Annotated in this window: 29 protein-coding genes; 16 read left to right on the forward strand and 13 right to left on the reverse strand. The window is 65.3% G+C overall.

Annotation, left to right across the window (positions count from 1 at the left end; translation table 11 throughout):
- Positions 1-180 precede the first annotated feature (180 nt).
- The gene (locus tag ABIC09_RS19805; RefSeq protein WP_354110279.1) at positions 181-621 is read right to left on the reverse strand and encodes a nuclear transport factor 2 family protein; all 441 of its coding nucleotides are present in this window, start codon (positions 619-621) and stop codon (positions 181-183) included.
- A gap of 274 nt (positions 622-895) precedes the next feature.
- Here ABIC09_RS19805 and ABIC09_RS19810 point away from each other — a divergent pair, with 274 nt between their 5' ends.
- Positions 896-1132 carry a hypothetical protein gene (locus ABIC09_RS19810; RefSeq protein WP_148751140.1) on the forward strand — a complete coding sequence of 79 codons (237 nt, stop codon included), beginning with the start codon at positions 896-898 and terminating at the stop codon, positions 1130-1132.
- Positions 1133-1212: 80 nt separating this feature from the next.
- On the opposite strand, the gene uvrB is transcribed toward ABIC09_RS19810, so the two are convergent.
- From uvrB to ABIC09_RS19830, 4 genes are all read right to left on the reverse strand, one after another.
- Entirely contained in the window at positions 1213-4260 is a 3048-nt protein-coding gene (gene uvrB / locus ABIC09_RS19815) for an excinuclease ABC subunit UvrB (protein WP_354110280.1), read from the reverse strand.
- 107 nt (positions 4261-4367) lie between these two features.
- Positions 4368-4598, reverse strand: a complete 231-nt coding sequence (locus tag ABIC09_RS19820) for a hypothetical protein (RefSeq protein WP_354110281.1) — start codon at positions 4596-4598, stop codon at positions 4368-4370.
- A 59-nt stretch (positions 4599-4657) separates the two neighbouring features.
- The gene (locus ABIC09_RS19825) at positions 4658-4885 is read right to left on the reverse strand and encodes a hypothetical protein (RefSeq protein WP_354110282.1); all 228 of its coding nucleotides are present in this window, start codon (positions 4883-4885) and stop codon (positions 4658-4660) included.
- A 174-nt stretch (positions 4886-5059) separates the two neighbouring features.
- Positions 5060-5974, reverse strand: coding sequence for a LysR substrate-binding domain-containing protein (locus tag ABIC09_RS19830; protein ID WP_354110283.1), 915 nt, complete (start codon positions 5972-5974; stop codon positions 5060-5062).
- 270 nt (positions 5975-6244) lie between these two features.
- Here ABIC09_RS19830 and ABIC09_RS19835 point away from each other — a divergent pair, with 270 nt between their 5' ends.
- The 3 genes from ABIC09_RS19835 to ABIC09_RS19845 all read left to right on the forward strand — a co-directional run bounded on the left by ABIC09_RS19835 (position 6245) and on the right by ABIC09_RS19845 (position 8046).
- Positions 6245-7024, forward strand: a complete 780-nt coding sequence (locus ABIC09_RS19835; RefSeq protein WP_354110284.1) for a TSUP family transporter — start codon at positions 6245-6247, stop codon at positions 7022-7024.
- Positions 7021-7251, forward strand: coding sequence for a hypothetical protein (locus ABIC09_RS19840; RefSeq protein ID WP_148751146.1), 231 nt, complete (start codon positions 7021-7023; stop codon positions 7249-7251). Before ABIC09_RS19835 ends, ABIC09_RS19840 begins: the two co-directional genes overlap by 4 nt.
- A 99-nt stretch (positions 7252-7350) precedes the next feature.
- Positions 7351-8046, forward strand: coding sequence for a glutathione S-transferase family protein (locus ABIC09_RS19845; RefSeq protein ID WP_354110285.1), 696 nt, complete (start codon positions 7351-7353; stop codon positions 8044-8046).
- Between the two features lie 91 nt (positions 8047-8137).
- Here the strand turns inward: ABIC09_RS19845 and ABIC09_RS19850 are convergent, their stop codons facing one another.
- Positions 8138-8341 (reverse strand): cysteine-rich CWC family protein, encoded by a 204-nt coding sequence (locus ABIC09_RS19850; RefSeq protein ID WP_354033011.1) that lies wholly within the window; start codon positions 8339-8341, stop codon positions 8138-8140.
- 114 nt (positions 8342-8455) lie between these two features.
- On the opposite strand from ABIC09_RS19850, the gene ABIC09_RS19855 reads away from it, so the two are divergent.
- The 4 genes from ABIC09_RS19855 to hmuQ are packed head-to-tail and all read left to right on the forward strand — an operon-like array spanning position 8456 to position 11910.
- Complete coding sequence (locus tag ABIC09_RS19855) at positions 8456-10009, forward strand: DUF1800 domain-containing protein (protein WP_354110286.1); 1554 nt, start codon at positions 8456-8458, stop codon at positions 10007-10009.
- A gap of 2 nt (positions 10010-10011) precedes the next feature.
- Positions 10012-11229 (forward strand): DUF1501 domain-containing protein, encoded by a 1218-nt coding sequence (locus ABIC09_RS19860; RefSeq protein WP_187434834.1) that lies wholly within the window; start codon positions 10012-10014, stop codon positions 11227-11229.
- Positions 11226-11711, forward strand: coding sequence for an endonuclease domain-containing protein (locus ABIC09_RS37455; protein WP_502917681.1), 486 nt, complete (start codon positions 11226-11228; stop codon positions 11709-11711). The genes ABIC09_RS19860 and ABIC09_RS37455 overlap by 4 nt, the downstream gene beginning before the upstream one ends.
- Entirely contained in the window at positions 11599-11910 is a 312-nt protein-coding gene (hmuQ, locus tag ABIC09_RS19870; RefSeq protein WP_502917683.1) for a heme-degrading protein HmuQ, read from the forward strand. Before ABIC09_RS37455 ends, hmuQ begins: the two co-directional genes overlap by 113 nt.
- Positions 11911-11927: 17 nt before the next feature.
- On the opposite strand, the gene ABIC09_RS19875 is transcribed toward hmuQ, so the two are convergent.
- The 6 genes from ABIC09_RS19875 to ABIC09_RS19900 all read right to left on the reverse strand — a co-directional run bounded on the left by ABIC09_RS19875 (position 11928) and on the right by ABIC09_RS19900 (position 15813).
- On the reverse strand, positions 11928-12869 hold the full coding sequence (locus ABIC09_RS19875) for an aldo/keto reductase (RefSeq protein WP_148751152.1): 942 nt from the start codon (positions 12867-12869) through the stop codon (positions 11928-11930).
- A 258-nt stretch (positions 12870-13127) separates the two neighbouring features.
- Positions 13128-13583 (reverse strand): GNAT family N-acetyltransferase, encoded by a 456-nt coding sequence (locus ABIC09_RS19880; protein WP_148751153.1) that lies wholly within the window; start codon positions 13581-13583, stop codon positions 13128-13130.
- A 73-nt stretch (positions 13584-13656) separates the two neighbouring features.
- Entirely contained in the window at positions 13657-14469 is an 813-nt protein-coding gene (locus ABIC09_RS19885) for a PAS-domain containing protein (protein WP_354110287.1), read from the reverse strand.
- Between the two features lie 129 nt (positions 14470-14598).
- Positions 14599-14760 carry a hypothetical protein gene (locus ABIC09_RS19890; protein WP_187434836.1) on the reverse strand — a complete coding sequence of 54 codons (162 nt, stop codon included), beginning with the start codon at positions 14758-14760 and terminating at the stop codon, positions 14599-14601.
- A gap of 70 nt (positions 14761-14830) precedes the next feature.
- Positions 14831-15007 carry a hypothetical protein gene (locus tag ABIC09_RS19895; RefSeq protein WP_187434828.1) on the reverse strand — a complete coding sequence of 59 codons (177 nt, stop codon included), beginning with the start codon at positions 15005-15007 and terminating at the stop codon, positions 14831-14833.
- Between the two features lie 155 nt (positions 15008-15162).
- Entirely contained in the window at positions 15163-15813 is a 651-nt protein-coding gene (locus ABIC09_RS19900; RefSeq protein ID WP_148751155.1) for a glutathione S-transferase family protein, read from the reverse strand.
- Between the two features lie 541 nt (positions 15814-16354).
- Between ABIC09_RS19900 and ABIC09_RS19905 the strand changes: the two genes are divergently transcribed.
- The 7 genes from ABIC09_RS19905 (at position 16355) to ABIC09_RS19935 (ending at position 24895) form a co-directional block, all read left to right on the forward strand.
- Positions 16355-17557 carry a pyridoxal phosphate-dependent aminotransferase gene (locus ABIC09_RS19905; RefSeq protein ID WP_354082388.1) on the forward strand — a complete coding sequence of 401 codons (1203 nt, stop codon included), beginning with the start codon at positions 16355-16357 and terminating at the stop codon, positions 17555-17557.
- A gap of 422 nt (positions 17558-17979) precedes the next feature.
- Positions 17980-18459, forward strand: a complete 480-nt coding sequence (locus ABIC09_RS19910) for a DUF992 domain-containing protein (protein ID WP_354033017.1) — start codon at positions 17980-17982, stop codon at positions 18457-18459.
- A gap of 161 nt (positions 18460-18620) precedes the next feature.
- The gene (locus ABIC09_RS19915) at positions 18621-20669 is read left to right on the forward strand and encodes an elongation factor G (protein WP_354110288.1); all 2049 of its coding nucleotides are present in this window, start codon (positions 18621-18623) and stop codon (positions 20667-20669) included.
- A gap of 246 nt (positions 20670-20915) precedes the next feature.
- On the forward strand, positions 20916-22616 hold the full coding sequence (locus ABIC09_RS19920) for a SulP family inorganic anion transporter (RefSeq protein ID WP_502917684.1): 1701 nt from the start codon (positions 20916-20918) through the stop codon (positions 22614-22616).
- 52 nt (positions 22617-22668) lie between these two features.
- Positions 22669-23508 (forward strand): shikimate dehydrogenase, encoded by an 840-nt coding sequence (locus ABIC09_RS19925; protein WP_354110289.1) that lies wholly within the window; start codon positions 22669-22671, stop codon positions 23506-23508.
- Between the two features lie 56 nt (positions 23509-23564).
- The gene (locus tag ABIC09_RS19930; RefSeq protein ID WP_148751162.1) at positions 23565-24191 is read left to right on the forward strand and encodes a hypothetical protein; all 627 of its coding nucleotides are present in this window, start codon (positions 23565-23567) and stop codon (positions 24189-24191) included.
- A gap of 74 nt (positions 24192-24265) precedes the next feature.
- Positions 24266-24895 carry a single stranded DNA-binding domain-containing protein gene (locus ABIC09_RS19935; protein ID WP_148751163.1) on the forward strand — a complete coding sequence of 210 codons (630 nt, stop codon included), beginning with the start codon at positions 24266-24268 and terminating at the stop codon, positions 24893-24895.
- Positions 24896-25015: 120 nt separating this feature from the next.
- Here the strand turns inward: ABIC09_RS19935 and ABIC09_RS19940 are convergent, their stop codons facing one another.
- Complete coding sequence (locus tag ABIC09_RS19940) at positions 25016-26158, reverse strand: alpha-hydroxy acid oxidase (protein ID WP_148751164.1); 1143 nt, start codon at positions 26156-26158, stop codon at positions 25016-25018.
- A gap of 133 nt (positions 26159-26291) precedes the next feature.
- Here ABIC09_RS19940 and ABIC09_RS19945 point away from each other — a divergent pair, with 133 nt between their 5' ends.
- Positions 26292-26459 carry a hypothetical protein gene (locus ABIC09_RS19945; RefSeq protein WP_187434829.1) on the forward strand — a complete coding sequence of 56 codons (168 nt, stop codon included), beginning with the start codon at positions 26292-26294 and terminating at the stop codon, positions 26457-26459.
- Positions 26460-26617: the final 158 nt, after the last annotated feature.

Below are 26617 nucleotides of genomic sequence, written 5' to 3' on the forward strand. Positions count from 1 at the left end.
TGCGGCGCTATCGTCGCAAAATTGTGGCGCCAAGAATGCCGAACCAACGGGCCGCGCACAAGACGCGCGCGCCCGATGACGAGCATCTCCACGAGGGCGTCCGGCGGGGCTGGAGGCCGGAACGCGTCGCGGGAGCATCAATCGACCGGTCCCGCATTGCGGAGCCCGTTGGTGTTTCCCTCAGCCGACGCCGGTCATCCTTGGCAGATGAATGGCGCGGCCGAGTGCCTGCTCGACCAGGTCAAAGGTGTCGACCAGCACGCGCATGCTGATGAGCCGGTCCGCCCTGAACTGGGCGAACTGCGCGACGCGCAAGCTGATCGGCTTGTCGGAGTCGAGCGCGGTGAGCGAATAGCGCAGCATCGAGGCGGCGGAATCGACGCCCAGCATGATGCTCTCGCGCTCGAAGCGGCGGACGCGGAAATTGTCGGCGAGCTGGCGGATGACCTGGAGCACGGCCGCCTTGCCCTGGCGCGCGCCGAGGAACGGAAACATGTCGATCGGGCCATAGATCGCCCACTCGACGTCCTCGTCGATCAGGGCCTTGATGTCCTCGAAATGCCGGTCGTTGATCGCGCGGTGCAACGCACGCGAGAAACGCCAGAGGCTGTGCTCTGTCATTTTGGGGCGTCCTGAAACTGGCTTGCAGAAAAACGGAAAACAACCCCATGCACAGTAAGGTGCGAGGCGGCTGCTCAATTCATTCGTGTACGAACAAAATAGACTTGATCTGCGAAAATGCAAATCACGATTTTGCAATGCACAATTGAGCGCACATTGTGAGATTTACAATAGAACCCCGTAATTTTACCGGGAGTCGGGTCAGTCCTCGTGTCGGGAACCCGAACCCGCCACGTCAGTTGAGACGCCGACACCGCATCCGGAGACATCGCTCATGAAATCCCCCCTCATCGCCATCACTGCCGCGCTTCTCGTGCTCGGCGCAACCTCCGGCGCCAACGCCAAGGGCTGCATCAAGGGCGCCGTCGTCGGCGGCGTCGCCGGTCATTATGCCGGCCACCACGGCGTCCTCGGCGCCGCCGCCGGCTGCCTCTACGGCAGGCACCATGCGAAGGAGCAGGAGAGGCAGCAGCAACAGCAGAGCCAGGCGAACGGGCAGGGCAAGCTGTAAACCGTTGTCATTCCGGGGCGCCGCAAAGCGGCGAGCCCGGAATCCATCGCCACGACCAAGCGCGGACGATACTCCGTCGCCTACCTCTTCTTCCACCCCCCGCGCCGCCCCGGCATCCCACCGGTCGACTTCGGCGCCGGCCCGAACTCCGGCCCAGACTGCCGTGAATCCGTCGGCTGGATGATCCGGCTCTCGCGGCCGAACGGCTTCGCCGGCAGCGCGCGGTCTGCACGATACGGCAGCGACTCCGGCCCGTGCATCTCGTCGAGATGCGGCTTGTGGACTCTCGAGCCACCACCGGCACCACCCGTGGACCGCCCCTCACCCCGACCCTCTCCCCGTGAAGAACGGGCAGAGGGGGAGGAGGCACCGCTGCTGGCCTTGAGTGCAGCGGAAACAGTTTTCTTCTTCATCGCGCTGACCGGCAAGTTGGCGGCGTCGCCGTATTTCTTCGCTCCGGCATAGGCGCCGGCCTTGCCGGCGACGGCGCGCTGCTTGACGGTGGGGTCGTCGACGACGGCGAGTTCGGTGGCGCGCAGGCGCTTGACTTCGTCGCGCAGGCGCGCGGCTTCCTCGAAGTTCAGATCGGCGGCGGCTTCGCGCATCCGGGTTTCCAGATCGGCGAGCACGGCTTCGAAATTGTGGCCGATCGAGATGACGTCGTCGGTCATGTCGTGGCCGCCGATCTCGACCAGCACATGATCGCGCTCGTAGACGCTGTTCATGATGTCGCCGATCGACTTCTTGATGCTCTCCGGCGTGATGCCATGCGCCGTGTTGTACTCGACCTGCTTCTCGCGGCGGCGGTCGGTTTCGGCGATGGCGCGCTCCATCGAGCCCGTCATCTGGTCGGCGTAGAGGATCACCTTGCCGTCGACGTTGCGCGCAGCGCGGCCGATGGTCTGAATCAAGGATGTTTCGCTGCGCAAAAAACCTTCCTTGTCGGCGTCCAGGATCGCGACCAGCGCGCATTCGGGAATGTCGAGGCCTTCGCGCAAGAGGTTGATGCCGACCAGCGCGTCGAACGCGCCGAGCCGCAAATCCCTGATGATCTCGATGCGCTCGATGGTATCGATATCGCTGTGCATGTAGCGCACGCGAATGCCCTGCTCATGCAGATATTCGGTGAGGTCCTCCGCCATGCGCTTGGTCAACACCGTGATCAGCGAGCGGTAGCCGGCCTGCGCCGTGGCGCGGACCTCGCCGACGAGATCGTCGACCTGGGTGCGGGCCGGACGAATATTAACGGGAGGATCAATCAGCCCGGTCGGGCGGATCACCTGCTCGACGAACACGCCGCCGCTCTCGTTGATCTCCCAGGCGCTGGGCGTGGCCGACACCGCGACCGTCTGCGGCCGCATCATGTCCCATTCCTCGAAACGCAGCGGGCGGTTGTCCATGCAGGAGGGCAGGCGGAAGCCGTATTCGGCCAGCGTCGCCTTGCGGCGGAAGTCGCCGCGGAACATGCCGCCGATCTGCGGCACCGTGACGTGGCTTTCGTCGGCGAACACCAGCGCATTGTCGGGGACGTATTCGAACAGCGTCGGCGGCGGCTCGCCGGGCAGGCGGCCGGTGAGATAGCGCGAATAGTTCTCGATGCCGGCGCAGCTTCCCGTCGCCTCCATCATCTCGAGGTCGAAGGTGGTGCGCTGCTCCAGCCGCTGCGCTTCCAGCAGGCGTCCCTGGTCGTGCAGCTGGTCGAGCCGCTGCTTCAGCTCGGACTTGATCGACTTGATCGCCTGCACCAGCGTCGGACGCGGCGTCACATAATGCGAGTTGGCGTACATCTTGATGAATTCGAGCTCGTCCTGCTTGTGGCCGGTGAGCGGATCGAATTCCTCGATGTTCTCGATGGTGTCGCCGAACAGGTTGACGCGCCAGGCCCGGTCCTCATAGTGCGCCGGGAAGATGTCGATGACGTCGCCGCGCACCCGGAACGTGCCGCGGGTGAAATCGGCTTGCGTCCGCTTGTACTGGAGCGCGACGAGATCGGCGATGAGCTGGCGCTGGTCGATGCGCTCGCCCTTCTTCAGCGCAAACGTCATCGCGGTGTAGGTCTCGACCGAGCCGATACCGTAGATGCAGGACACCGACGCGACGATGATGACATCGTCGCGTTCGAGCAGCGCGCGCGTCGCCGAGTGGCGCATGCGATCGATCTGCTCGTTGATCGAGGAGTCCTTCTCGATGTAGGTGTCGGTGCGCGGGACATACGCTTCCGGCTGGTAGTAGTCATAATACGAGACGAAATATTCAACCGCGTTGTCGGGGAAGAAGCTCTTGAACTCGCCATAGAGCTGGGCGGCGAGCGTCTTGTTCGGCGCCAGGATGATGGCGGGCCGCTGCGTCGCCTCGATCACCTTGGCCATGGTGTAGGTCTTGCCCGAGCCGGTAACGCCGAGCAGCACCTGCGAACGGTCGTTGCGCTGGATGCCTTCGACGAGCTCGGCGATCGCGGTCGGCTGGTCGCCGCGCGGCTCGTATTCCGACTTGATCTCGAAGCGCACGCCGCCTTCGGACTTTTCCGGCCGCGGCGGCCGGTGCGGGGTCCACACTTTGGTGGAGCCGTCATCCCTGCGGAACTCCGGCCGGCCCTCGCGGATCAGCGATTCCAGCGCTTCCGCGGTCGCCTTGACGCCGAGCGCCTCCATCTTGTTGCGCGGCGGGCGCGCCAGCGCCTCGGCGTCGTCCTCCTCGGTGGGAAGGCCGAGCTGGCGGGCCAGTTCCGGATCGAGCGTCGGGATCGTGGCCGCGGTTCCGTAATTGGCCTGCGGCGCCTCTTCAAACGCATCGGCCTCTCCGCTCCCTCCCCCCTTGGTTGGGGAGGGGGGTAAACCACGAGTCGCGCTGCCCGACGCGATGTCCTGCGGAAACTGCTTTTGAAGGTCTTTGGGCGTCGAGGCGCGCGCCCGATGCGCGGCGGCCTCGCCTCCGGCGCGACGGTCGCGCGAATTGTCCGGCGGCGGCTGCAGGCCGGTGCCGGATCCAAGCCCGGCATCGCCGCGATTGATCGCGGGATTGAGCAATTCGGCCAGGGCCGGCCCGATCGGCTGCACGTCGGGCCGATGAGCCTTCGAGTTCGGAGCTTTGGATTTAGGAGATTTTGGGGGAGCAGGTTTCTTCGCCATGCCGCGAATATGGGACGAGTCCGCCCCTCAGAAAAGAGCGAATGCCCGTCCGTGCGCAGGCTGCTGACAGCAGGTTGGCAGCAGGGCCATCGTTCAGCGGTTTCGCCTCACGCCGCCGGCAGCGGTCCTTCGCCGTCCACGACCGGAAGACGCGGCTCGAGGATGTCGAGATGGATCCCGCCGCAATCGGTGCAGCGCATGGTCCAGTACTCGCACCCGGCGCGGCCGCCGATCACACGGAGCACCGTGAGATCGCCGTCACATTCCGGGCATATCGCCAGCACCTTGCGCGAATAAATTCGCGGCCGCGGCGCGCCTTCGACGTCGATGACTGACATGAACCGGTGTCCCCCTGTTACGCCACGCTGTCGCTCAGCCTGTTGCCGTCTCGCTGGGTCTAATCGTCGTCGCCCTCGTCGGCGCGCCGGCGGAAACGGTCGATGTGATGCTTGGCATCGGCGATTGCGGCGTCGGGATCGGGCCAGGCGAAGCCGACTTCCATGGCCGGAAACAGCACACCGTCGATGGCAACCGGGCTGAAATCGGCGCGCCGGATCCGGGCGTGCCACAGTCCCTTGCCAGCTTCGAAGGATTCGATGTCAAAGCCGTCGTAAAGGGTCGTCATTGGTAGTCCCCAAATGCTCTCTTGTCGGAGGGTTAGACGACCACGTTTGCGGATTTTGAGATGTGAAGCCGTTCACAAGCGGCCGGCTTTTTCATCCGAAAAGGTGATGGGCCAGAGCGTTTTCGAGCGAAGTGGATACCGGTTCGCGTAAAGAAAACGCGTCAAAACAAGAATCTAGCCCCGTCCGGCGGCGCGCCCGGCCCGCCGCGGCCGGGCCGCGGGTTCCGCCGCCGCCCGCATGATCCAGCGGCGGAACGCGGCAAAGTCGCGCTGCTCGGTCTGAAAGCTGCGGTAGAGCAGATACCAGCGCATGCCCTTGGGCACCGAGAGGTCGAATGGCGCGATCAGGCGTCCGGCGGCGAGGTCGTCGTCGATATAGGGCCGGATGCCCATGGCGATGCCGAGCCCGTCAACGGCGGCCTGGAGCGCCTGGCCGTAAAACTGGAACTCCGGCCCGCGCGCGTTGATGCGGGGGAGGGCGGCCGCCTTGAGCCAGAGCGGCCAGTCCTCCGGCGAATGCGTGACGCGGATCAGGCTCGGGCCCTTGAGATCGGCGGGGCGCTTCAGGCTGGCGGCGAGGCGGGGCACGCAGACCGGCGTGAGGTCGCCGGCGAACAGCGGCTCGGCGACCAGCCCCGGCCAGTCGCCGGTGCCAAGCTTGATGCCGCAGCTCCAGTCCTCGCCGAATGCGACCTCGGCGCCGCCGGTGGTGAAACGCACCTCGATGTCGGGCTCCTCGCTGCGAAACTCCGACAGCCGCGGGATCAGCCAGCGCATCGCGAAGGTGTGGCCGACGCCGATCGTGAGCACGCGGACGCCGGAGGGCGCCGTGACCTGCGCGGTGAGGCTCGCAAGCGCATCGAAGATCGGCGTCAGCCCGCTCTGATAGGCGCGGCCTGCCGGCGTCAGCACGAGCTTGTTGGCCTTGCGCTCGAACAGCGCGACGCCGAGCCGCTCTTCCAGCAGATGCACCATGCGGCTGACGGCGGCCGCCGACACGCTCAGCTCGACGCCGGCAGCGGCAAAGCTGCCGGTCCGCGCCGCCGCCTCGAATGCCTTGATGCCGTTGAGAAAGAGCAGCCGCCGCAAATGCAAACACCCTCAGGAAAGCTGATGCCAGGCCAAGATAACTCAGTTTGCGAAGGAGGGGCAAGCGAGGCACGCTCTCCTTCGCCTCTCCCCGCCTGCGGGGAGAGGCCGGAATTTGCATAGCAAATTCCGGGTGAGGGGGAGCCTCCGCGAGTCCAGCTGGCAGCTCCCTTGCGGAGACTCCCCCTCACCCCACCCTCTCCCCGCAAGCGGGGCGAGGGAGACGAACAGCTTGCGTCCCTTACTCGCCCACCACAGGAGAACCCCTTCGTGACGCCCATCATGATCGCTGCCCTTGGATTGCTGATGGTCGCCACCGCGTTCCTGTCGGGGCTGTTCGGCATGGCGGGCGGGCTGATCCTGATCGGCGTGCTGCTGGCCTTGATGCCGCTGCCGACCGCGATGGTGCTGCATGCGATCACGCAAATGGCCTCGAATGGCTGGCGCGCCCTGCTGTGGCGCGCGCATATCCGCTGGCGGCCGGTCGCGAACTACATGGTCGGCGCCGCCATCGCGCTGGCGGCCTGGTCGCTCACCCGCTACGTGCCGGACAAGCCGATGGCGCTGCTGATGCTCGGCGCCACGCCGTTCATGGCACGGTTGCTGCCGACCAATATCAAGCCCGATCCTGATAGCCTCTGGCAGGGTAGCGTTTACGGCACGATCTGCATGGGCCTGATGCTGATGACCGGCGTCTCCGGTCCGCTGCTCGACACCTTCTTTCTCGGCGGCGATTTCGGCCGGCGCGAGAAGGTCGCGACCAAGGCGATGTGCCAGCTCGTCAGTCACTTCACCAAGCTGATCTATTTCGGCGGCGTCATCGACCAGGCCGCCACGCTCGATCCCGTGCTCGCGGGCGTCGCGATCGCAGCCTCGATGCTCGGCACCACGCTGGCGCGGCGCATTCTCGAAGCCATGACCGACCAGCAGTTCGTGGCCTGGTCGAACAAGCTGATCTCCACCATCGCCTGCTACTACATCGCCTATGGCGGCTGGCTGCTGGTTCGCACGCCGGTGCTGGCGACTTTCGACAAGGGAGGTTTACAATGAGCGAAACCGCCGATCCGCTGGTGCTGGACTTCGTCGAATGGATCGCGCGCGAGCCGCGCGCCTATGCCGAGGTGATCGCGACCTGGAAGACCTCGTGCCCGCGGCTCACGATCTGGGAGGACGCCGCCGACCGCGGTTTCGTCGCGCGCGAGACGCTGCCCGGCATCGGCCTGATCATCGCGGTGACGGAAGACGGCGAAAGGCTGCTGCGAACCAACGGGCGGTGACGCCACAACGTCATTGCGAGCGCGAGCGAAGCAATCCAGAATGTCTCCGCAGCGGCAGACTGGATTGCGTCGCTGCGCTCGCAATGACGGAACTCCAATATGTCGCTCAAACTCTACGAACTCGTTGGCACCGACGCCTCGCGCCCCTTCAGCCCTTACTGCTGGCGCACGCGGATGGCGCTGGCGCATAAGGGGCTGACGGCGGAATCGCTGCCCTGGCGCTTCACCGAGAAGGGCGAGATCGCGCCTCACGGCTCGGAGAAGGTCCCGGTGCTGTTGCATGACGACAAGCCGGTGGTCGATTCCTGGACGATCGCGAATTATCTCGAAGACCATTTTCCGGATCGCCCATCGCTGTTCGGCGGCGAGGGCGGCCGCGCCATGGCGCGCATGCTGAACGCGTGGGGCGACATGGCCATCATTGGCGGCATCTTTCCGCTGATCATCGCCGACATTCCGAAGAATCTCGCCGAGGTCGATGCCGCCTATTTCCGCAAGTCGCGCGAGGCGCGGTTCGGCAAGCCCCTGGAGGAAGTCCAGGCGAGCCGCGACACCGGCGTCATCGCGTTCCGCAAATCGCTGGAGGCGATGCGGCAGACGTTGAAGCACCAGCCCTATCTCGGCGGCAGCGCGCCGAACTACGCCGACTACATCGTGTTCGGCGGTTTTCAGTGGGCGCGTGTGGTGAGCCCGTTCAGGCTGCTCGAGGCCGACGATCCCGTCTATGCCTGGCGCGAAAAGCTGCTCGATGCGTTCGACGGCATGGCGCGGAAGTCGCCGGGGTGTCCGGTCTAGGCTTCGTAGGGTGGGCAAAGGCGCAAAGCGCCGTGCCCACCATCTCTTCACATGCAATGAAAGTGGTGGGCACGCTTCCGCTTTGCCCACCCTACGAAACCGCCTCTGCCGCCGCCTTGCGCAAACACTCCCGGCATAGGCAATCCTCGCCCTTGACCGGCATCGGCAGTCTTGCCGTCTCCTCCGCGCACCAGCAATTGCCCGAGAGGTCGCAGCCGAACTCGGTGCCGCAGCGGGAACAGGCGAGGCGGCGCGGGGCCGGTGGCGTCAGCGTGATTTCTTTCGGATTTGTCATGATTTACGCAAAAGCTTTGCCGTCATTTTCATGTCGGGTTCATCTCCGGCTGCGGTATATTAGGCGCCGCGCACAGAGCAAGGAAGCGGTTGGCACCGCGCGGAGGACAAATCGATGGCCCGCGATTCGCAAGCCGCCCTCGTCGCGCTGAACCGCTTCGGCTTCGGCGCCCGCGGCGGGGCCTCCGGCGATCTCATCAATGCGGCCTCCGATCCGCGCGGCTTCGTGAAGGCTGAACTGGCGCGGCCCTTTGGCGCGCTGCTGGAGGCGCCGGGCCTGCAATCGACGCCGCAACTAGGCCAAGCCACGTTCGCCTATCAGGACCAGGTCAAGCAGGCGCGCGAGGCGGCGGCGAAGGCCGGCGCGCCGGCTGAAGCGCCGCCGCAGGCGCCGGCCGATCAGAAGCTGCGTCGCAATCTCTCGCTGAACACGGTCGCGACCGAGATCGCCGCCGGCCAGATGGCCGAGGCGAAGCCGGCCGACAGTGCGATGAAGCCTGACGGCATGCAGCCCAATGCCGCCGCGCCTGCTGTTGCAAAACCGGCGCAGCCGCTCAACGTCATCCAGAAGACCTTTCGCGCCGAAGCGCTGGCGCGCCTGCAGCGCGCGACGCTGGTCGAGTGTGGCTTCACCGAGCGTCTGGTCGTGTTCTGGTCCAATCATTTCTGCATCTCTGCGAACAAGGGCGAGCTGGCGCGGATGTGGGCCGGCGCGTTCGAGCGCGAGGCGATCCGCCCACACGTGCTCGGGCGCTTTGCCGATATGCTCAAGGCGGTCGAGCAGCATCCGGCGATGCTGTTCTTCCTCGACAACCAGCAATCGCTCGGACCGGATTCGCGCGCAGGCCAGAACCGCAAGCGCGGGCTGAACGAGAACCTCGCGCGCGAGATCATGGAGCTGCATACGCTCGGTGTCGGCGGCGGCTATACGCAGGAGGACGTCACCTCGCTCGCGCGGATCATCACGGGATGGACCTTTGCCGGAAGGCAGGGGCAGCTCGGGCCACCCGGCTCGTTCGCCTTCAACGCCAACGCGCACCAGCCCGGGCCGCAGCTGCTGCTCGGCAAGAGCTACGAAGCGACTGGCCTGGCGCAGGGCGAGGCGGCACTCGGCGACATCGCGCGCCATCCCTCGACCGCGAATTTCATCGCCACCAAATTCGTCCGCCACTTCGTTGCCGACGATCCGCCGCCCGCGCTGGTTGCACGGTTGCGCGATGTCTTCGTCAGGACCGATGGCGACCTCAAGGCGCTTGCCACGGCGATTGTCGATTCCGACGAAGCCTGGAAGGCGCCGCTGACCAAGATGCGCTCGCCCTATGATTTCGTGATCGCGAGCGGGCGGCTGCTTGCGCGCGTGCCGGAAGATCCCGGCGGTTATCTCGGCAATCTGAACCTGCTCGGCCAGCCCTTGTGGACACCGGCCGGACCGAACGGTTTTCCGGACACGAGCGCCGCGTGGGCCGCGCCCGAAGGCATGAAGCTCCGGCTCGACATCGCTTCGCAAATGGGCGCGCGGCTCGGGCCAAACATCGATCCGCTCGACCTCCTGGAATTCGCCGCCGCCGATGCTGCGTCAACCGAAACACGCAAAACCATCGAGCGTGCGGAATCGCGCCAGCAGGCGCTGGCGCTGCTGCTGATGTCGCCGGAACTGCAGAGGAGATGATGATGATCGACTGCGTCGAAAACCGGCTCCTCACCTCGCGCCGCGGACTCTTGCTCGGCGGCGCGTCCTTTGCTGCCTGGGCCTATTTGCCGAAATTCGCGCGCGCGGCCGATGGGCGTGACCCCCGGCTGGTCGTGGTGATCCTGCGCGGCGCGCTTGATGGGCTCGCGACCGTCGCGCCGGTCGGCGACCCCGACTATGCCGGCCTGCACGGCTCGATCGCGCTCGCGGCGGACGGCGCGCATCCCGCGATCATGCTCGATACTTTCTTCGCGCTGCATCCGGCGATGCCGGAATTCGCCCGCATGTATCGCGCCCAGCATGCCGCGGTGATCCATGCGGTGGCGACGCCCTATCGCGATCGCTCGCATTTCGACGGACAGGACGTGCTCGAGAGCGGCTATGCGGGCCCGGGCCGCGTGCAATCCGGCTGGCTCAACCGCGCACTGGAAGCGCTGCCGCGCGGCGAGCGCGTGTCGAGCGGGCTCGCGGTGGGGCCCACCACGCCGCTGGTTCTGCGCGGAAATGCGCCGACCGTCGGCTGGGCACCGGTCGCGCTGCCGCAGGCCGACGACGACACCGCAATGCGGCTGGTCGATCTCTACCGTCATCGCGATCCCGCTTTGGCCTCGGCGCTGTCGCAAGGCCTCCAGCTGGAAAAGGCCGCGAGCGGCGACGACATGAAGCCGAAGCCCGGCAATGCGGTCGCGCAGATGCGGCAGGTCGCGCGCGGTGCCGCAAAACTGATGGCGGCCGATGACGGTCCGCGCATCGCCGCACTCGCCTTCGACGGCTGGGATACGCATGCCAACGAAGGCGGTCCGGTCGGACGTCTCGCCTTCCTGCTCGGCGGTCTCGACGGTGCGCTCGCCGAATTCGAAAGCGGCCTCGGCGATCGCTGGCGCGACACCGTCGTCGTCGTCGCCACCGAATTCGGCCGCACCGCGCGCATCAACGGCACCGACGGCACCGATCACGGCACAGCGACCGTCGCGCTGCTCGCCGGCGGCGCGGTGAAGGGCGGCCGCGTCATCTCCGACTGGCCCGGCCTCAAGCTCGCCAACCTCTTTGAGGCCCGCGACCTCAAGCCCACCACCGATCTCCGCTCCGTGATCAAGGGCGTGCTGCAGGGCCAGTTCGGCCTGTCGGATCGCGTGCTGGCCGAGACGGTGTTCCCGGATAGTGCAAGCGCAAGGCCGATGAAGGGGCTGGTGGTGTGATTTCAACCTCTCCCCGCTCTTTGCGGGGAGAGGTCGGATTGCGAAGCAATCCGGGTGAGGGGCAGGGCATCGGATACATCTGCGACTTTGTTTGTCGCGAGAAGCGGCTCATCATCGAAGTCGATGGCGGCCAGCACAACGGGTCGGCAGCCGACGCGATCCGGGATGAACGCTTGCGCGAAAAAGGCTATAAGATCCTTCGCTTCTGGAACAACGACGTGCTCGGCAACATTGAGGGCGTTTTGACATCATTCAAACCGAACTCGCGGAGGCAGCCCCTCACCCCACCCTCTCCCCGTAAGAACGGGGCGAGGGAGCGAGAGAGCGGCGCTTGCCTCACATCAGGAGACCACCCGCATGTACATCGCCATGAACCGCTTCCGGGTCACCAAGGGATCGGAAGCTGCCTTCGAGCAGGTCTGGTTGTCGCGCGACACCCATCTGGACAAGGTGCCGGGCTTCGTCGAATTCCATCTGCTTAAAGGGCCCGAGCTCGAGGACCACACGCTGTATGCCTCGCACACGGTGTGGGCCAATCACGCGGCGTTCGAGGCCTGGACCAAGTCGGAGGCGTTTCGCGCCGCACATGCTCGTGCCGGCGACAACAAGCCGCTCTATCTCGGCCATCCCCAGTTCGAGGGCTTTGAGGTGATGCAGACGGTCGGACGCGGCGCCAAATAGCGCCACGTTTCAAAAGCTCAGCCCTTGGTGATCCCATCGATCTCGGCAAGGTCGTCCGCACTCAGCTGCCAGGCGATCGCCTTGACGTTCTGCTCGACCTGCTCCACCCGGGTGGCGCCTGCGATCACGCTCGAGACCTGCGGGCGCGCGGCGAGCCAGGAGAAGGCGAGCTCGAGCATCGAATGGCCGCGCGCCTTCGCAAAGGCCTGGAGCTTCTCGACGATGTCCTCATTGCGCGGCGTGACGTAGCGGTCGCGTAGCGCCGGCGCCTTGCCGAAGCGCGTGTCGGCAGGGGCTGCTGCGCCGCGCTGGTACTTGCCGGTCAAGAGGCCGCTCGCCAGCGGGAAGAACGGCAGCAGGCCGAGCTTGTATTCCTGGGCCGCGGGCAGCAGATCCTTCTCGATGTCGCGGACGACGAGGCTGTACTCGTCCTGCGCCGAGACGAAGCGGCCGACGTTCATCGCGCGTGCGGTGAACTCGGCCTCCGCGATGCGCCACGCCGGAAAATTGGAATGGCCAATGTAGCGGACCTTGCCCTGGCGGACGAGATCGTCGAGCGCGCGCAGCGTCTCCTCCAGCGGCGTCAGCGGATCGTAATCATGCTGCTGGTAGAGATCGATGTAATCGGTCTTCAGCCGCGTCAGGCTGGCCTCGACCGCGTTCATGATGTAGCGGCGCGAGGCGCCCTGCTTGGTGCCGTCGGCCGCCATCGGCTTGGAAAATTTGGTGGCGAGCACGATGTCCTTGCGGCGGTCGCCGAGCACGGTGCCGAGCACCGTCTCCGAGCCGCCCTGGCCGGCATAGATGTCGGCGGTATCGAACAGCGTGATGCCGAGATCGATCGCGCGGTGGATCACCTTGCGCGAGGTCTCCAGATCGGTGCGCTGGCCGAAATTGTTGCAGCCGAGTCCGACTGCGGACACGCGCAGGCCGGAGCCGCCGAGATTACGAATTTCCATGGGAGATCCTGTCAGACGAGAGCAGACGCCCATTGTGACCGCGGTGCGACACAGCGGCAAGCGTCTGCCTGCGTTGCAGCCATGCTGAAAGGAACTGCGGACAAAAAAATGCGGCCCCTGTCAGACGCGGCGACTGACGGGGACCGCTTGGGGCGCTTGATCGGTGACGGGGGCCTGATCAGACGCAACCGCAACTTAGTCCCGGTGTGTTACGCGCCGGTGACAGGCCGAGTTATCCACAGGGTTACGACAGCAGGATCAGAAGATCTTGCGATAGACAATGAAGCCGGAGCGTTCCGCGACCTTGTCGTACAGGCTCTGTGCCGTGACGTTGGTCTCGTGCGTCTGCCAGTAGACCCGCGGCGATCCCGCGAGCTTGGCGCGCTCATAGACGCCGTCAATCAGCGCCGAGGCGACGCCCTTGCCGCGCGCGGCCTCCAGCGTGAACAGGTCCTGCAGATAGCACGACGGCTCGATCGCGGTGGTGCTGCGATGGAACAGGTAGTGCGTGAGCCCGAGCAGGCGGCCATCGCTTTCGGCGACCAGCGCATGCACCGGCTCGTAGGCATCGAAGAAGCGCTGCCACGTCACCTTGGTTATCTCAGGTGCGAGTGCGGTCGGACCGGAGCGGCCGTAGAAGGCGTTGTAGCCGTCCCACAGCGGCAGCCATTGATCGTAATCCTGTCGAGTGACGGAGCGAATGGTGAGCGACATCTGGAAAATCCACGATCGATGAGGTGTCCTTCATACTGATGAAGGGCGTATCGATCAATTGCGATGTCGCGCATCACTCCGCAACGCGCAAGTACCGGGTCAGCTTCCGCCCTGTGGGATCGCGCAGCGAGCGATAGTAATCGGCGCGCGCCGGCGCGTCGGTGTGGCGCACGAGGTCGGTCACCGGCGTGTAGCTCAGCATGCGGCCGCCGTCGGGCAGTGCGGTGCAGACGAAACGCAGCACCTCGCCATTGCGCAAATTGATATTGATCGGCGTGGCGTCGCCGATCCGCACCATCTCCATGCGCTGCGCGATGAAGGCGCCCAGCTCGTCCTCCGGCAGCTCGAAGGCGCCGGTGTCGCGGCCGTGATACATCAGCGCGATGAAGGGCGGCTTCTCGTCGGCCTTTTCGTCCGGCAGCGCGAAATAATCGCGGAAGGCGCGGTTGATGAATTCGGCGCGGGTCTCGGCATCGAGTAGCACGATGCCGATATCGACCTGGTCGAGCGCTGCCGACAGCCGTGCCGCAGTGGCGTGGTTGTGCCGCTCAGTGGCAAAGGCATCGACCAGACGCTCGCGCATCAGCCCGGTGATGCCTGCGGTGCCGGCGGTCGTCAGCGCGAGCAGGCCGAGCTGCGCAAGATCAGCCGCGGCAATGCCGGGCGCGGTGCGGTGGCCGAGAGACAGCAGCGCTGCGCCGACCACGGCAATGGCGGAGCTGCCGAGCGCGGATGCAAAGCCCGAGAGCGAGCCGGCCAACGCCACGATGCCAACGAACAGCGGTGCAAGCGAGAGCGCGGGAGCGTGACGGTCGAGCGGGATTGCCAGCAGTGCGATCGCTGCCGTCAGCACGGGACCGGAAATTGCACGCCATCCGAACCGCATGGGCCTGGCTCGTTCCTCCCTGAACGAGATAATTCCGCCAGACTGACCGATGGTTGCACAAGCGCAATCCGATTTCGCGCGGTGCGCTTAAGGGGCGCTTGCCTTCGTGCTCAAAGCTTTCGGATGATTTTAGACCAAATGCACATGCATCATGCGCTGCTGCAGCGCGGGCGCATTCCACGTCGACGTCCCCGGGCCCTTGCGGGCGCCGACGACAATCAAAAGCGACACCGCGACCAGGATGGCCGCAGTCAGGGTGATTGCAACGACTACCACAGGCGATTTCATCATTGTCCTGTCGCGATGCCTGTCGGCGCGGGGCCGCGCGGCACCTTGAAGGCTATCCAGGATGAAACGGGGATCAGACCGGCAGGCCCATCGCCATGGTCGCCTTGGTCGACAGCACCGTGAGGGTGACGATCAGACAAAGCGAGAGGGCAGCGACGGCGAGCGAGGCCGCGACTGCGTTGGTTAGCCGGGAAGACGAGACGGTATCGGTTTGGCCCTGAAAGCCGACCGCGCCGGACGCCCGAATCATGGCCTAAATCCTTCAACGTGCGAGCGAATCACCCGCGACGCCGAACAACTTCACAATTCCAGCGGGCAATAATGGGGCGGCAGTTGCACCGAAAGCGGCGGGAATAGGGCAAAGGTTAACGCAGTGCCCGCTATTTCTTAACGTTGCACCGGTTTTCAGGCCTCCGCCGCGATGCTGGCGGAGTCGTCGATCTCGGCGGGGCGCCAGTCCATCGCCACGAAGCCGGGCGCAGCCTCGACGCGCTTCAGCCAGTCCCGGATCGCCGGGAAGGGCGAAAGGTCGAAATCGCAGCGGTCGGCGAGGTGGGTGTAGCCGTACAAGGCGATGTCGGCGACCGTGAGCTGGCGGGCGGCGAAATAGGCGCTGGTCTTGAGGTGGTTCTCCATCACCTGGAGCGCGCCATAGCCGCGCTCCATCCAGTCTTCCAGCGCGTGGGTCTGCAGGTCGCGGCCGCCCTTGACCAGCGACAGCCAGAAATAGGCGGCGCCGATATTGGGCTCGAGCGCGTGCTGCTCGAAGAACATCCATTGCAGCGCCTCGGCGCGATCGATGCGGTTCTCCGGCGCGAGCGGCGTGCCGACGGCGACGTACCACAGGATGGCGTTGGACTCGGCGAGATAGCGATTGTCGCCGACCTCGAGCAGCGGCACCTGTCCTGACGGGTTCTTCGCCAGGAAGTCCGGCGTCTTGCTCTCGCCGCGGAGAATGTCCACCTCGATGGGTTCGTAGGGCACGTTCAACAGCGCCAGCGCAAGGCGGACCTTGTAGCTGTTGCCCGAGCGTTGCATCGAATAGAGCTTGTACATTCTGGGAGTTCGATTCCGAGGGACGGGAAGGTTCGGCGCTTGTTGCCCCGCACCGCGGCTAAACAATGATGCCGATGCGAATCCGCCGCAAGGGCTGGCCCATAGAAAAACTCGAAAACCCTACCGCACTGCAACGCTGCAGAAGATCATGTTTGTGTGACGCTGCAAGTGAGATCACGCTTGCGTCAACATGCACGACGCATCGCTTCGCGCGATCGTGTGCGAGGCGGTGACGGGTCGCGAGCTCGCCACCGGTTGACGATCGGCCGCAGGCCTTGCGCGTCAGCCGGCGGTCAGTCTTGTGGCGCTCGAGCGGCGCAAAATTGCTCCGAGGACAGGCCTTGCCGGATATGAGGGGTTTGCCCGGCAAAGTTGCTGAAAATTGCGGGAAATCGCGCCTTGCAACGCTCCAGACCCGTAAACTTTTCCGGGATCGGGCCGAAGTTTCTTGCGGCGCAGCGGCACACGTTTTAGGGTGTCGCCATTCCCACAATCAGAGTCGTGAGGCCAAAGGGTTCACGACGCTTGTCAGGAGATGACGATGGCCTTCCTTGCTGCTGCGCTCGACCGTGTGAAGCCGTCCGCGACCATCGCGGTCACGGATAAAGCACGCGCGCTGAAAGCGGCGGGCCGCAATGTCATCGGCCTCGGCGCCGGCGAGCCCGACTTCGACACGCCCGCCAACATCAAGCTGGCGGCGATCCGCGCCATCGAATCCGGCAAGACCAAGTACACCGCGGTCGACGGCATCCCCGAGCTGAAGGACGCGATCATCGCGAAATTTCAGCGCGAGAACGGCGTCGTCTACAAGCCGAACCAGATCATCGTCGGCACCGGCGGCAAGCAGGTGCTCTACAACGCGCTGATGGCGACCATCAATCCGGGCGACGAGGTGATCATCCCGGCGCCCTATTGGGTCAGCTATCCCGAGATGGTGGCGCTCGCCGGCGGCGAGCCGGTGCCGGTGGTCTGCACAGCCGCGGCCGGTTTCAAGCTCCAGGCCGAGGCGCTCGAGCGCGCGATCACGCCGAAGACCAAATGGGTCATCCTGTGCTCGCCGTCGAACCCGACCGGCGCGGCTTACACAAAGGCCGAGCTCAAGGCGCTTACCGACGTGCTGGTCAAGCATCCGCATGTGTGGGTGATGACCGACGACATGTACGAGCACCTCGTCTATGACGACTTCCAGTTCACCACCGTCGCGCAGGTCGAGCCCAGCCTCTACGACCGCACGCTCACCGTGAACGGCGTCTCGAAAGCCTATTGCATGACCGGCTGGCGCATCGGCTACGCCGGTGGTCCCGCGCAGCTGATCAAGGCGATGTCGACCATCCAGTCGCAGTCGACATCGAACCCGTCCTCGATCTCGCAATGGGCGTCGGTAGAAGCGCTGAACGGTCCGCAGGACTTCATCGCCGCCAACAACAAGGTGTTCAGGGAGCGTCGCGATCTCGTCGTCTCCATGCTCAACCAGGCCAACGGCATCGAATGCCCGCGTCCCGAGGGTGCGTTCTACGTCTATCCGTCCTGCGCCGGCACGATCGGCAAGAAGGCGCCGTCGGGCAATGTGATCTCCAACGACGAGCAGTTCGTCACCGAGCTCCTGGAGACCGAAGGCGTCGCCGTGGTGCAGGGTTCGGCCTTCGGCCTCGGCCCGGCGTTCCGCATCTCCTACGCGACCAAGACTTCGGACCTCGAGGACGCCTGCAAGCGCATCCAGCGCTTCTGCGGCAACCTGCGCTAGGCACGTCCGCGGTTCAGCATTGAAAGGCCCGCTTCGGCGGGCCTTTTTGTTGGTGTTTCGATTGCGAGGAGTCGGATGGACTTTCGTTTGGGCCAGCGGCGTGCCATGCCCCTCACCCGGATTGCTTTGGACGATGCTGCGCATCGCCAGGCGCAATCCGACCTCTCCCCGCGGAAGCGCGGGGAGAGGTTAAGTCGCACACGATAGCGCGCGCTAATTATTGCTTAACGTAAGGGGCGCACCACTCTCTCGCTCCCTCGCCCCGCTCTTGCGGGGAGAGGGTGGGGTGAGGGGCTCCTTCCGCGAGTTCGGTTTTCAATGCATCCGATCTGGTACCCACAGGACTCTTGTGGCATAGACCATCGCGCGCCGCTTGCAGGCTGCTTTTCTGCTCGCATCACATTCATAGCCGGAGACATTTCATGCGCCGCTCACTCCTCCTTGCCGGACTCACCATTGCGAGCCTCGTCGCCTCCATCGCGGGCGCCAGCGCGCAGTCGCGGATGGTGCAGGTCGGCGTGCTCGAATGCCGCGGCGGCGCCAGCGTCGGCTTCGTGGTGGGATCGGTGACCAATCTCGGCTGCGTGCTGCGCGCCGACGGTCTGCCCGAAGACCGCTATGTCGCGACGATCCGTAAAGTGGGCATCGACCTCGGCATCACCCAGGAGACGGCGCTCGCCTGGGGCGTGTTCGCGCCGGTCAACCGGCTCGGCCCCGGCGATCTCTCCGGCAATTATGCCGGCGCGCAGGGCAGCGCCTCGGTCGGCGTCGGCCTCGGCGGTAATGCGCTGGTCGGCGGCTCCAACAATTCGATCGCGCTTCAACCGTTGAGCGTGCAGGGCCAGGTCGGCCTCAACGTCGCCGCAGGGCTCGAGAGCCTGGAACTCCGTCCGGGCCGTTAACGCCCGACGACGCTGTCGCGCTTAGCTCTGCCTTCGAGAGAGGTTAAGACACTGACGACGCACCGCAGCGACGTTTGACGCTTGCCAAATCTCGGGGACGGGCAGAGCATCTGCGTTTGCCGACCCAATCATGGGCCGAGCTCCAAACAAGGAGGCGGCGAATGGGACAAGACGTCAGAAGTCCCCGAGGTCCACGGTGCATTGCGCTGGTGGGCCCATTCCAAAGCGGTAAAACCACACTTCTCGAAGCAATCCTGGCGCGAACGGGCGCAATCCCGCGCGCCGGCAGCGTCGACGCCGGAACCTCCGTCGGCGACGCCACGCCTGAGGCCCGTCATCACAAGATGACTGTCGGGCTGACTGCCGTCACCACGAGTTTCATGGGCGACAGCTATACTTTCCTGGATTGTCCCGGTTCCGTCGAGTTCGCCCACGACATGCGCGCCGCGCTTCCCGCGATCGACGCCGCAATCGTGGTCTGCGAGGCCGACGAGAAGAAGCTGCCGCAGCTTCAGATCATCCTGCGCGAGCTGGAGGAGCTGAAGATCCCGCGCTTCCTGTTCCTCAACAAGATCGACCGCGCCAACAAGCGCATCCGCGAGACGCTCGCGACGCTCCAGCCCGCCTCGCGCGTGCCGCTGGTGCTGCGCCAGATCCCGATCTGGAAGGACGAGTTGATCGAGGGCTTCGTCGATCTTGCGCTCGAGCGCGCGTTCGTCTATCGCGAGCACAAGGCATCCGAAGTGGTTGCGCTCGAAGGCGGCGACCTCGATCGCGAGAAGGAGGCCCGCTTCTCGATGCTGGAGAAGCTCGCCGACCACGACGATGCGCTGATGGAGCAGCTGCTCGAAGACATCCAGCCGCCGCGCGATGCCGTGTTCGACGACCTCGCCCGCGAACTGCGCGAGGGACTGATCTGCCCCGTGCTGCTCGGCGCTGCCGCGCGCGAAAACGGCGTGCTGCGTCTGATGAAGGCGCTGCGCCACGAGGCGCCCGGCATTGCGGAGACCGCAAAGCGTCTCGGCGTGCCCTCCGCCAAGGACGCGCTCGGCTTCGTCTTCAAGACGCTGCACTCGCAGCACGGCGGAAAGCTGTCGCTGACGCGGCTGCTTGCCGGCCATCTCGACGACGGCGCCACGCTGCAATCGTCCTCCGGCGGGGTGAGCCGCATCTCGGGTATCCTCGCCGTCAACGGCGCCTACGACACCAAGCGTGCCGCTGCCGAAGCCGGCGACACCGTGGCGCTCGCCAAGCTCGATCCGGTCAAGACCAGCGACACGGTCTCGAGCGGCAAGACCGCGCCAGCCGCGCTTGCGGCCTCAGAGCCGACGCCGCCGGTGCTCGCGATTTCAGTTGCGGCCACCGACCGCAAGGACGACGTCAAGCTCGGACAGGCGCTGACGCGGCTGCACGAGGAGGATCCCTCCCTCGTCGTCGTGATGAACGCCCAGACCCACGACACCGTGCTGTGGGGGCAGGGCGAGATGCACTTACGTGTCGCGAGCGAGCGGCTGCGCGATCGCTTCGGCGTCAAGATCTCCTCGCATCCGCCTGCGATCGGCTACCAGGAGACCATCCGCAAGCCGATCGTCCAGCGTGGTCGCCACAAGAAGCAGTCCGGCGGTCACGGCCAGTTCGGCGATGTCGTGCTCGACATCAGACCGCTGCAGCGCGGCGAGGGCTTCAAGTTCGACGAGAAGGTCGTCGGCGGCGCGGTGCCGCGCAACTATATCGGTGCGGTGGAGGAGGGCGTCGTCGACGGGCTCGCGCGCGGGCCGCTCGGCTTCCCCGTCACCGATCTGCAGGTGACGCTGACGGACGGCTCCTATCACAGCGTCGATTCCTCCGACCTTGCCTTCCGCACGGCGGCGAGGGTCGGGCTCAACGAAGGCCTGCCGCAATGCCAGTCGGTGCTGCTTGAGCCGATCCACGTGGTCGAGATCGTGTGTCCGACCGATGCCACCGCCAAGATCAACGCGATCCTGTCGGCGCGGCGCGGCCAGATTCTCGGCTTCGACACCCGCGACGGCTGGAGCGGCTGGGACTGCGTCCGCGCCATGATGCCGGAAGCCGAGATCGGCGAGCTCATCGTCGAGCTGCGTTCGGCAACCGCAGGCGCCGGCAGCTTCACCCGTCAGTTCGACCACATGGCCGAAGTCACGGGCCGCGCCGCCGACCAGATCATCGCCGCGCATCAGCACGCGGCGTGATCCAACTCGCGCAGTAAGGGACGCACCGCTTTCTCCTCTCCTCGCCCTTGCGGGGAGAGAGGGGGCCGCGCCCTCTCGACTCGTCATTGCGAGCGCAGCGAAGCAATCCAGAGTCGTTCCGCAGAGGGATTCTGGGTTGCTTCGCTGTGCTCGCAATGACGGGGGGAGGCAGCGAGAGTACTTGCATTCGGCCTCATATGATATATTTTACATCATTATACATGTGCGAGACATCACTTATAAGCTCTGACACGTGAGGCCAAGGTGATCACGTCGTTCCAGATGCGAGCAGCCCGCGCGCTGCTTGGCATTGACCAGAAAACCCTGGCCGAGCTCGCAGGCGTTTCGCTGCCGACCATCCAGCGGATGGAGGCGAGCACCGGCAACGTGACACCGGATCGCGGGCTCTACACTGCGGTTGTCGGCGGCTTCATCGTGTCGCTGCTCGGCGGCAGCCGCTTCCAGATCGGCGGGCCTGCGGGCGCCTTCATCGTACTGGTCGCGGTGACGGCGGAGCGGCATGGCGTCGACGGCGTCATCCTCGCCACCATGATGGCGGGTATAGTGCTGATCGCTGCGGGCCTGCTGCGCATCGGCACCTACATCAAGTTCATCCCCTATCCCGTCACGGTCGGCTTCACCGCCGGTATCGCCGTGATCATCTTTGCGAGCCAGCTGCGCGATCTCTCAGGCATCACGCTCGCGGGGAAAGAGCCGAGCGAGTTCGTGCCGAAGCTCGCCGCGCTGGCGGATGGCCTTCACACCATCAATCCGTCCGCGCTTGGCGTCGCTCTCGTCAGCGTCGCCATCATCGCGGGCTTGCGGCGCTGGCGGCCGTCCTGGCCCGGCATCCTGATCGCGGTCGTGCTGGCGGCGATCGCGACGGCTGCACTGTCGCTGCCAATCGAAACCATAGGCAGTCGTTTCGGCGGCGTCCCGCGTGAATTGCCCTCGCCTGCGTTGCCGGCGTTCTCGCTTGCGAAGGCGAAAGCGGTGCTGCCGGATGCGATCTCGTTTGCGCTGCTCGCGGCCATCGAATCGCTGCTGTCGGCGGTGGTCGCCGACGGCATGACCGGGCGCCGTCACCGCTCCAATTGCGAGCTGGTGGCGCAAGGTGCCGCCAATATCGGCGCGGCACTGTTCGGCGGCATCTGTGTCACCGGCCTGATTGCGCGCACCGCGACCAACATTCGCGCCGGCGCGCGCGGGCCGCTGGTAGGCATGCTGCACTCCGTCTTTCTGCTGCCGTTCATGCTGGTCGCTGCACCGCTCGCGAGCTACATCCCGCTTGCCGCACTTGCCGCCGTGCTGGTCGTGGTGGCCTGGACCATGGCGGAGAAGCAGGAATTCGCGACGCTGCTGCGCTCGTCCTGGGGCGATGCCGTCGTGCTGCTGGCAACCTTCCTGCTCACGATCTTCCGCGATCTGACCGAAGGCATCCTGGTCGGCTTCGCGCTCGGTGCGGTACTGTTCATCCATCGCATGGCGGAGATGACCGGCATCGAGGAGCGCTCGCCGCTGGTCGCGGCCGATCGTCCCGATGACGGCAATGGCGAGCGCGTACCTTACGATCCCGCGCTCGCGGTCGACCGCGACATCCTGGTCTATCGCATCACCGGCGCGTTCTTCTTTGGTGCTGCGTCTGCGATCGGAGGCGTGCTCGACGGCATTGCCGACAAGCGCAAGGCGCTCGTGGTCGATTTCGCCGCAGTGCCGTTCCTGGACTCCACCGCGGCGAACGTGTTGGGGCGCGTCGCCGCCAAGGCCCAGCGCAAGGGCATCCGGCTATTCATCACCGGGGCTTCGCCCGCGGTCCGCCGCGCGCTGCTGACCCACGGCGTGAGCCCGAAGCGGGCGCGCTATCGCCAGACCATCGAGCGCGCGGTCGCCGATATCAAGGCGGCTCCCGGCGTGACCGAATCCACGGTGCCGTCCCCGCCTGCTTGACAGGACCGGCCGGACGCGAAATGGATCGCCCTCGACACGACCCGAGGGAAAGATGACCGCGCTCAAATCGCCCGCAGCCTGCTTGATCGGATGGCCGGCCGCGCATTCGCGCTCGCCGCTGATCCATCATTACTGGCTGCGCACGCTCGGCATCGCAGGCGGCTATGTCATCGAGGCGGTTCCGCCCGAGAACCTGCGCGATTTCGTGCTGCGGCTCTCGCTGCGTGGTTTTGTCGGCGCCAATGTCACCATTCCGCACAAGGTCGGCGTGCTGGAGCTGTCGACCCCCGACGCGCGCGCCAAGGCGATTGGCGCCGCCAACACGCTGTGGTTTGCCGACGGTGAGCTGCGCTCGACCAATACCGACGTCGAAGGCTTTCTCGGCAATCTCGACGCCAGCGCGCCCGGCTGGGACAAGGCGGATGAAGCGCTGGTGCTGGGCGCCGGCGGCTCCTCGCGCGCGGTGGTGTTCGGCCTGCTCGAACGCGGCTTTGGCCGCGTTCATCTCGCCAACCGTACTTTGGCGCGGGCCGAGGCGCTGGCGGCGCAATTCGGGCCGAACGTGCATCCGCTTGCCTGGGACGGGATCAACGACGTCCTGCCGCGCGCAAAACTTCTCGTGAACACGACCTCGCTCGGCATGCACGGCCAGCCTTCACTCGATGTTGATGTGGCGCGGCTGCCGCAAGGGGCCGTCGTCGCCGACCTCGTCTATGTCCCGCTGGTGACGCCGCTGCTCGCGGCAGCCAGGGCCCGCGGGCTCGACACCGCCGACGGGCTCGGCATGCTCCTGCACCAGGCGGTGCGCGGCTTCGAGCTGTGGTTCGGCCGGAGGCCCGAGGTGAGTGCGGAACTGCGCGAGCTGGTCGAGGCCGATCTCACAAAGACTTGAGAGAATAGTGCGCCGTCTCCGGCGTTCACTATCCGTGGGGATAATCGGAGACTGTCATGACGATCCAACGTGCAAATTTCACGCGCCCGCTCATCGCTGTTGCGATGGTGGCTGCTTCCACCCTCGCGGCCGTCGCGCAAAGGGCGCCGGTGCCGACCCGCGTGCGCGGCACGATCGAGCGCGTCGAGGGTGACACTCTGCTGGTCAAGTCGCGCAGCGGCGAGGACGTCAAGCTTCACATCGCTTCCGACCTGCGCGTGGCCGGCGTCACCAAGATTTCGCTGGCCGATATCAAGGTCGGCTCCTTCGTCGGCGCCACCACCGTGCCGGGACCGGACGGTGGCGAGAACGCCGTCGAGGTCCACGTGTTTCCGGAGAGCATGCGCGGCACCGGCGAAGGCTCGCGGCCCTATGACCTCAAGCCCAATTCCAGCATGACCAATGCCACTGTGTCGGAGAGCGTTGTCGGCAACGACGGCCATACGCTGCTGGTGAAGTACAAGGACGGCGAGAAGAAAGTGTTCGTGTCCGATATGACACCGGTGGTGACCTTCGTGCCCGCGGACAAGTCCGAGCTGAAGGCCGGCGCCAAGGTCATCGCCTTCATGAAGCAATTGCCCGACGGCTCGTTCGAGACCAATCGCGTCAATGTCGGCCGTGACGGTATGACCCCGCCGATGTGATCGGAATTCAGGGAATAGCGGCGGTCAGACGGGGTTGCCCTGTCTGATCGCCGCAAACCCTGAAGGGGACCATCATGCCAAGCCTGAACAACTGGATGCCGCGCGCCGTCGCGGCAGCATTCGTCGCCTGTATCGTTACATCATCCATTTCAGCGCAGCAGCAGGCGCCGACCGTGCGCATTCGCGGCACCATCGAGAGCATCGACGGCAACACCCTCGGCATCAAGACGCGCGAGGGCACCGATGTGAAGGTGAAGATGACCGACAACGTCGCCGTCTTCGCGGTGGTGAAGACGCAGCTCTCCGAGATCAAGGAGGGCTCCTATATCGGCGTCACCGCCATGCCCGAGCCCGACGGCACGCAGAAGGCCATTGCCGTCCATATCTTTCCGGAAAACCAGCGCGGCGCCGCTGAAGGCTTCCGCCCCTGGGATGCGCGCGCCAACTCGACCATGACCAACGCCACCGTAGCGCAGACGGTCAAGGGCACCGACGGCCAGAACATCACGGTCAAATACAAGGACGGCGAGAAGAAGGTCGTGGTGCCGCCGGAGACCCCGATCGTCACCTTCGTCGCCAGCGACAAGTCCGAGATCAAGCCCGGCGCCAAGCTGATCATCTTTGGTGCGGCGAAGAAGGATGACGGCACGCTGGAAGCGAACCGGGTCAATGTCGGCCGCGATGGCCTGACGCCGCCGATGTGAGCGACTGAGCGCTGGACTCGCAGGGTGGGCAAAGGCGCACTGGCGCCGTGTCCACCGCTTTCCTGCGTTTCGTAAGAGTTGGTGGGCACGCTTCGCTTTGCGCACCCTACGGCAACTGTTCTAGGGCGCGACCGCAATCACATGATCGTCGATCTCGTCGATCCTGTTGACGCCGCACAGGCCCATGGTCGTGAGCAGCTCCTTCTGGATGATGTCGATCGCCTTGGCGACGCCGGCCTGGCCGCCGGCGCCGAGGCCATACGCATAAGCGCGGCCGATCATGCAGGATTTTGCGCCGAGCGCGAGCGCGCGCATCACGTCCTGGCCGGAGCGGATGCCGCCGTCGAACATGATCTCCATCTTCTCGCCGACGGCGTCGGCGATCTCGGGCAGCACCTCGATCGAGGACGGCGCGCCGTCGAGCTGACGGCCGCCATGGTTGGACACCACCAGCGCCTGCGCGCCGGTCTTGGCCGCTTCCTCGGCGTCCTCGACGTCCAGAATGCCCTTGATGACGAGCTTGCCCGGCCAGATGCTCCGGATCCACTCGACATCCTTCCAGTTCAGCGAGGTGTCGAACTGCGAGGCGGTCCATTCGGCGAGGCGGTTGAGGTCCTCGGTGTTCTTCACGTGGCCGGCGATGTTGCCGAAGGTGCGGCGCTTGCCCTGCAGCACGCCGGCGACCCAGGCCGGCTTGGTGGCGAAATCGATGAACTTCGACAGCGACCATTCCGGCGGGATGGTCATGCCGTTCTTGATGTCGGCATGGCGCTGGCCGATCACCTGGAGATCGACGGTCAGCACGAGCGCGCTGCACTTCGCCGCGATCGCGCGCTGGACCAGCTCCTTGATGAAGCCGCGGTCCTTCATGACGTAGAGCTGGAACCAGAACGGCTTCTCGACATTGGCCGCGATGTCCTCGATCGAGCAGATCGACATCGTCGATTGCGTGAACGGGATGCCGGCGGCCTGCGCCGCGCGGCAGGCATGGATCTCGCCGTCGCCATGCTGCATGCCGAGCAGGCCCACGGGCGCCAGGATCAGCGGCATGGTCGAGGGCTCGCCGAGGATCGTGGTCGAGGTGTCGCGCCTGGAGACGTCGACCAGGATGCGCTGGCGGAACTTGATCGCCTGCATGTCCTCGCGGTTGGCGCGCAGCGTTTCCTCGGCATAGGAGCCGCGGTCGCAATAGTCGAAGAAGGCCTTCGGCACGCGGCGCTTATGCAGAGCGCGAAGATCGTCGATACAGGTGATGTGCTTCATGAACGTTTCCCCGGCCCGTCTTGTATCAAGAGGCTCATATCAAGAGGCCTATGCTAGGAGCCTTGCATCGGAAGGTTTCGAGGTCATCTAGCATGGTTGGATGCACAGCCAAATCGTTTGCGGGAGGGACGCCATGACCAAGCCGCACAGAGGACCTTCGCCGGAAGAAATCAAGGAGAAGCGCGACCTCGAGGAAGCGCTGGAGGAGGGGCTGGAAGAGACCTTTCCGGGCTCCGATCCCGTCAACGTCACCCAGCCGGCGCCGAGCCGTGCGGACGGTCATGTGAAGCGCACGGACTAAGGTCAGGTTCCGCTTCGTTCCGGCCCTCAAACCGGAAATATAATGTTAACAAGGAGTTACCGGGACGCCGGCGGTCCCGGTCTCGTAATGATTAATCACATTTTTTGAAGCCAATTTAGCGGCGCAGGGATTATAAGATCCCAGCAAATCAGGGATGC

Source organism: Bradyrhizobium sp. S3.12.5, assembly GCF_040548225.1.
In the GTDB taxonomy this organism is placed as follows: Bacteria; Pseudomonadota; Alphaproteobacteria; order Rhizobiales; family Xanthobacteraceae; genus Bradyrhizobium; species Bradyrhizobium cytisi.

Excerpts from the sequence above, each read along its gene's own strand:
- ABIC09_RS19925 (WP_354110289.1), top strand. The coding sequence starts at position 22,669 with ATGACCGCGCTCAAATCGCCCGCAGCCTGCTTGATCGGATGGCCGGCC.
- ABIC09_RS19930 (WP_148751162.1), top strand. The coding sequence starts at position 23,565 with ATGACGATCCAACGTGCAAATTTCACGCGCCCGCTCATCGCTGTTGCG.
- ABIC09_RS19910 (WP_354033017.1), top strand. The coding sequence starts at position 17,980 with ATGCGCCGCTCACTCCTCCTTGCCGGACTCACCATTGCGAGCCTCGTC.
- ABIC09_RS19885 (WP_354110287.1), bottom strand. The coding sequence starts at position 14,469 with ATGCGGTTCGGATGGCGTGCAATTTCCGGTCCCGTGCTGACGGCAGCG.
- hmuQ (WP_502917683.1), top strand. The coding sequence starts at position 11,599 with ATGAACCGCTTCCGGGTCACCAAGGGATCGGAAGCTGCCTTCGAGCAG.
- ABIC09_RS19860 (WP_187434834.1), top strand. The coding sequence starts at position 10,012 with ATGATCGACTGCGTCGAAAACCGGCTCCTCACCTCGCGCCGCGGACTC.
- ABIC09_RS19915 (WP_354110288.1), top strand. The coding sequence starts at position 18,621 with ATGGGACAAGACGTCAGAAGTCCCCGAGGTCCACGGTGCATTGCGCTG.
- ABIC09_RS19895 (WP_187434828.1), bottom strand. The coding sequence starts at position 15,007 with ATGATTCGGGCGTCCGGCGCGGTCGGCTTTCAGGGCCAAACCGATACC.
- ABIC09_RS19825 (WP_354110282.1), bottom strand. The coding sequence starts at position 4,885 with ATGACGACCCTTTACGACGGCTTTGACATCGAATCCTTCGAAGCTGGC.
- uvrB (WP_354110280.1), bottom strand. The coding sequence starts at position 4,260 with ATGGCGAAGAAACCTGCTCCCCCAAAATCTCCTAAATCCAAAGCTCCG.
- ABIC09_RS19875 (WP_148751152.1), bottom strand. The coding sequence starts at position 12,869 with ATGGAAATTCGTAATCTCGGCGGCTCCGGCCTGCGCGTGTCCGCAGTC.
- ABIC09_RS19850 (WP_354033011.1), bottom strand. The coding sequence starts at position 8,341 with ATGACAAATCCGAAAGAAATCACGCTGACGCCACCGGCCCCGCGCCGC.
- ABIC09_RS19935 (WP_148751163.1), top strand. The coding sequence starts at position 24,266 with ATGCCAAGCCTGAACAACTGGATGCCGCGCGCCGTCGCGGCAGCATTC.
- ABIC09_RS19805 (WP_354110279.1), bottom strand. The coding sequence starts at position 621 with ATGACAGAGCACAGCCTCTGGCGTTTCTCGCGTGCGTTGCACCGCGCG.
- ABIC09_RS19840 (WP_148751146.1), top strand. The coding sequence starts at position 7,021 with ATGAGCGAAACCGCCGATCCGCTGGTGCTGGACTTCGTCGAATGGATC.
- ABIC09_RS19820 (WP_354110281.1), bottom strand. The coding sequence starts at position 4,598 with ATGTCAGTCATCGACGTCGAAGGCGCGCCGCGGCCGCGAATTTATTCG.
- ABIC09_RS19900 (WP_148751155.1), bottom strand. The coding sequence starts at position 15,813 with ATGTACAAGCTCTATTCGATGCAACGCTCGGGCAACAGCTACAAGGTC.
- ABIC09_RS19890 (WP_187434836.1), bottom strand. The coding sequence starts at position 14,760 with ATGATGAAATCGCCTGTGGTAGTCGTTGCAATCACCCTGACTGCGGCC.
- ABIC09_RS19940 (WP_148751164.1), bottom strand. The coding sequence starts at position 26,158 with ATGAAGCACATCACCTGTATCGACGATCTTCGCGCTCTGCATAAGCGC.
- ABIC09_RS19810 (WP_148751140.1), top strand. The coding sequence starts at position 896 with ATGAAATCCCCCCTCATCGCCATCACTGCCGCGCTTCTCGTGCTCGGC.
- ABIC09_RS19945 (WP_187434829.1), top strand. The coding sequence starts at position 26,292 with ATGACCAAGCCGCACAGAGGACCTTCGCCGGAAGAAATCAAGGAGAAG.
- ABIC09_RS19905 (WP_354082388.1), top strand. The coding sequence starts at position 16,355 with ATGGCCTTCCTTGCTGCTGCGCTCGACCGTGTGAAGCCGTCCGCGACC.
- ABIC09_RS19880 (WP_148751153.1), bottom strand. The coding sequence starts at position 13,583 with ATGTCGCTCACCATTCGCTCCGTCACTCGACAGGATTACGATCAATGG.
- ABIC09_RS19845 (WP_354110285.1), top strand. The coding sequence starts at position 7,351 with ATGTCGCTCAAACTCTACGAACTCGTTGGCACCGACGCCTCGCGCCCC.
- ABIC09_RS19855 (WP_354110286.1), top strand. The coding sequence starts at position 8,456 with ATGGCCCGCGATTCGCAAGCCGCCCTCGTCGCGCTGAACCGCTTCGGC.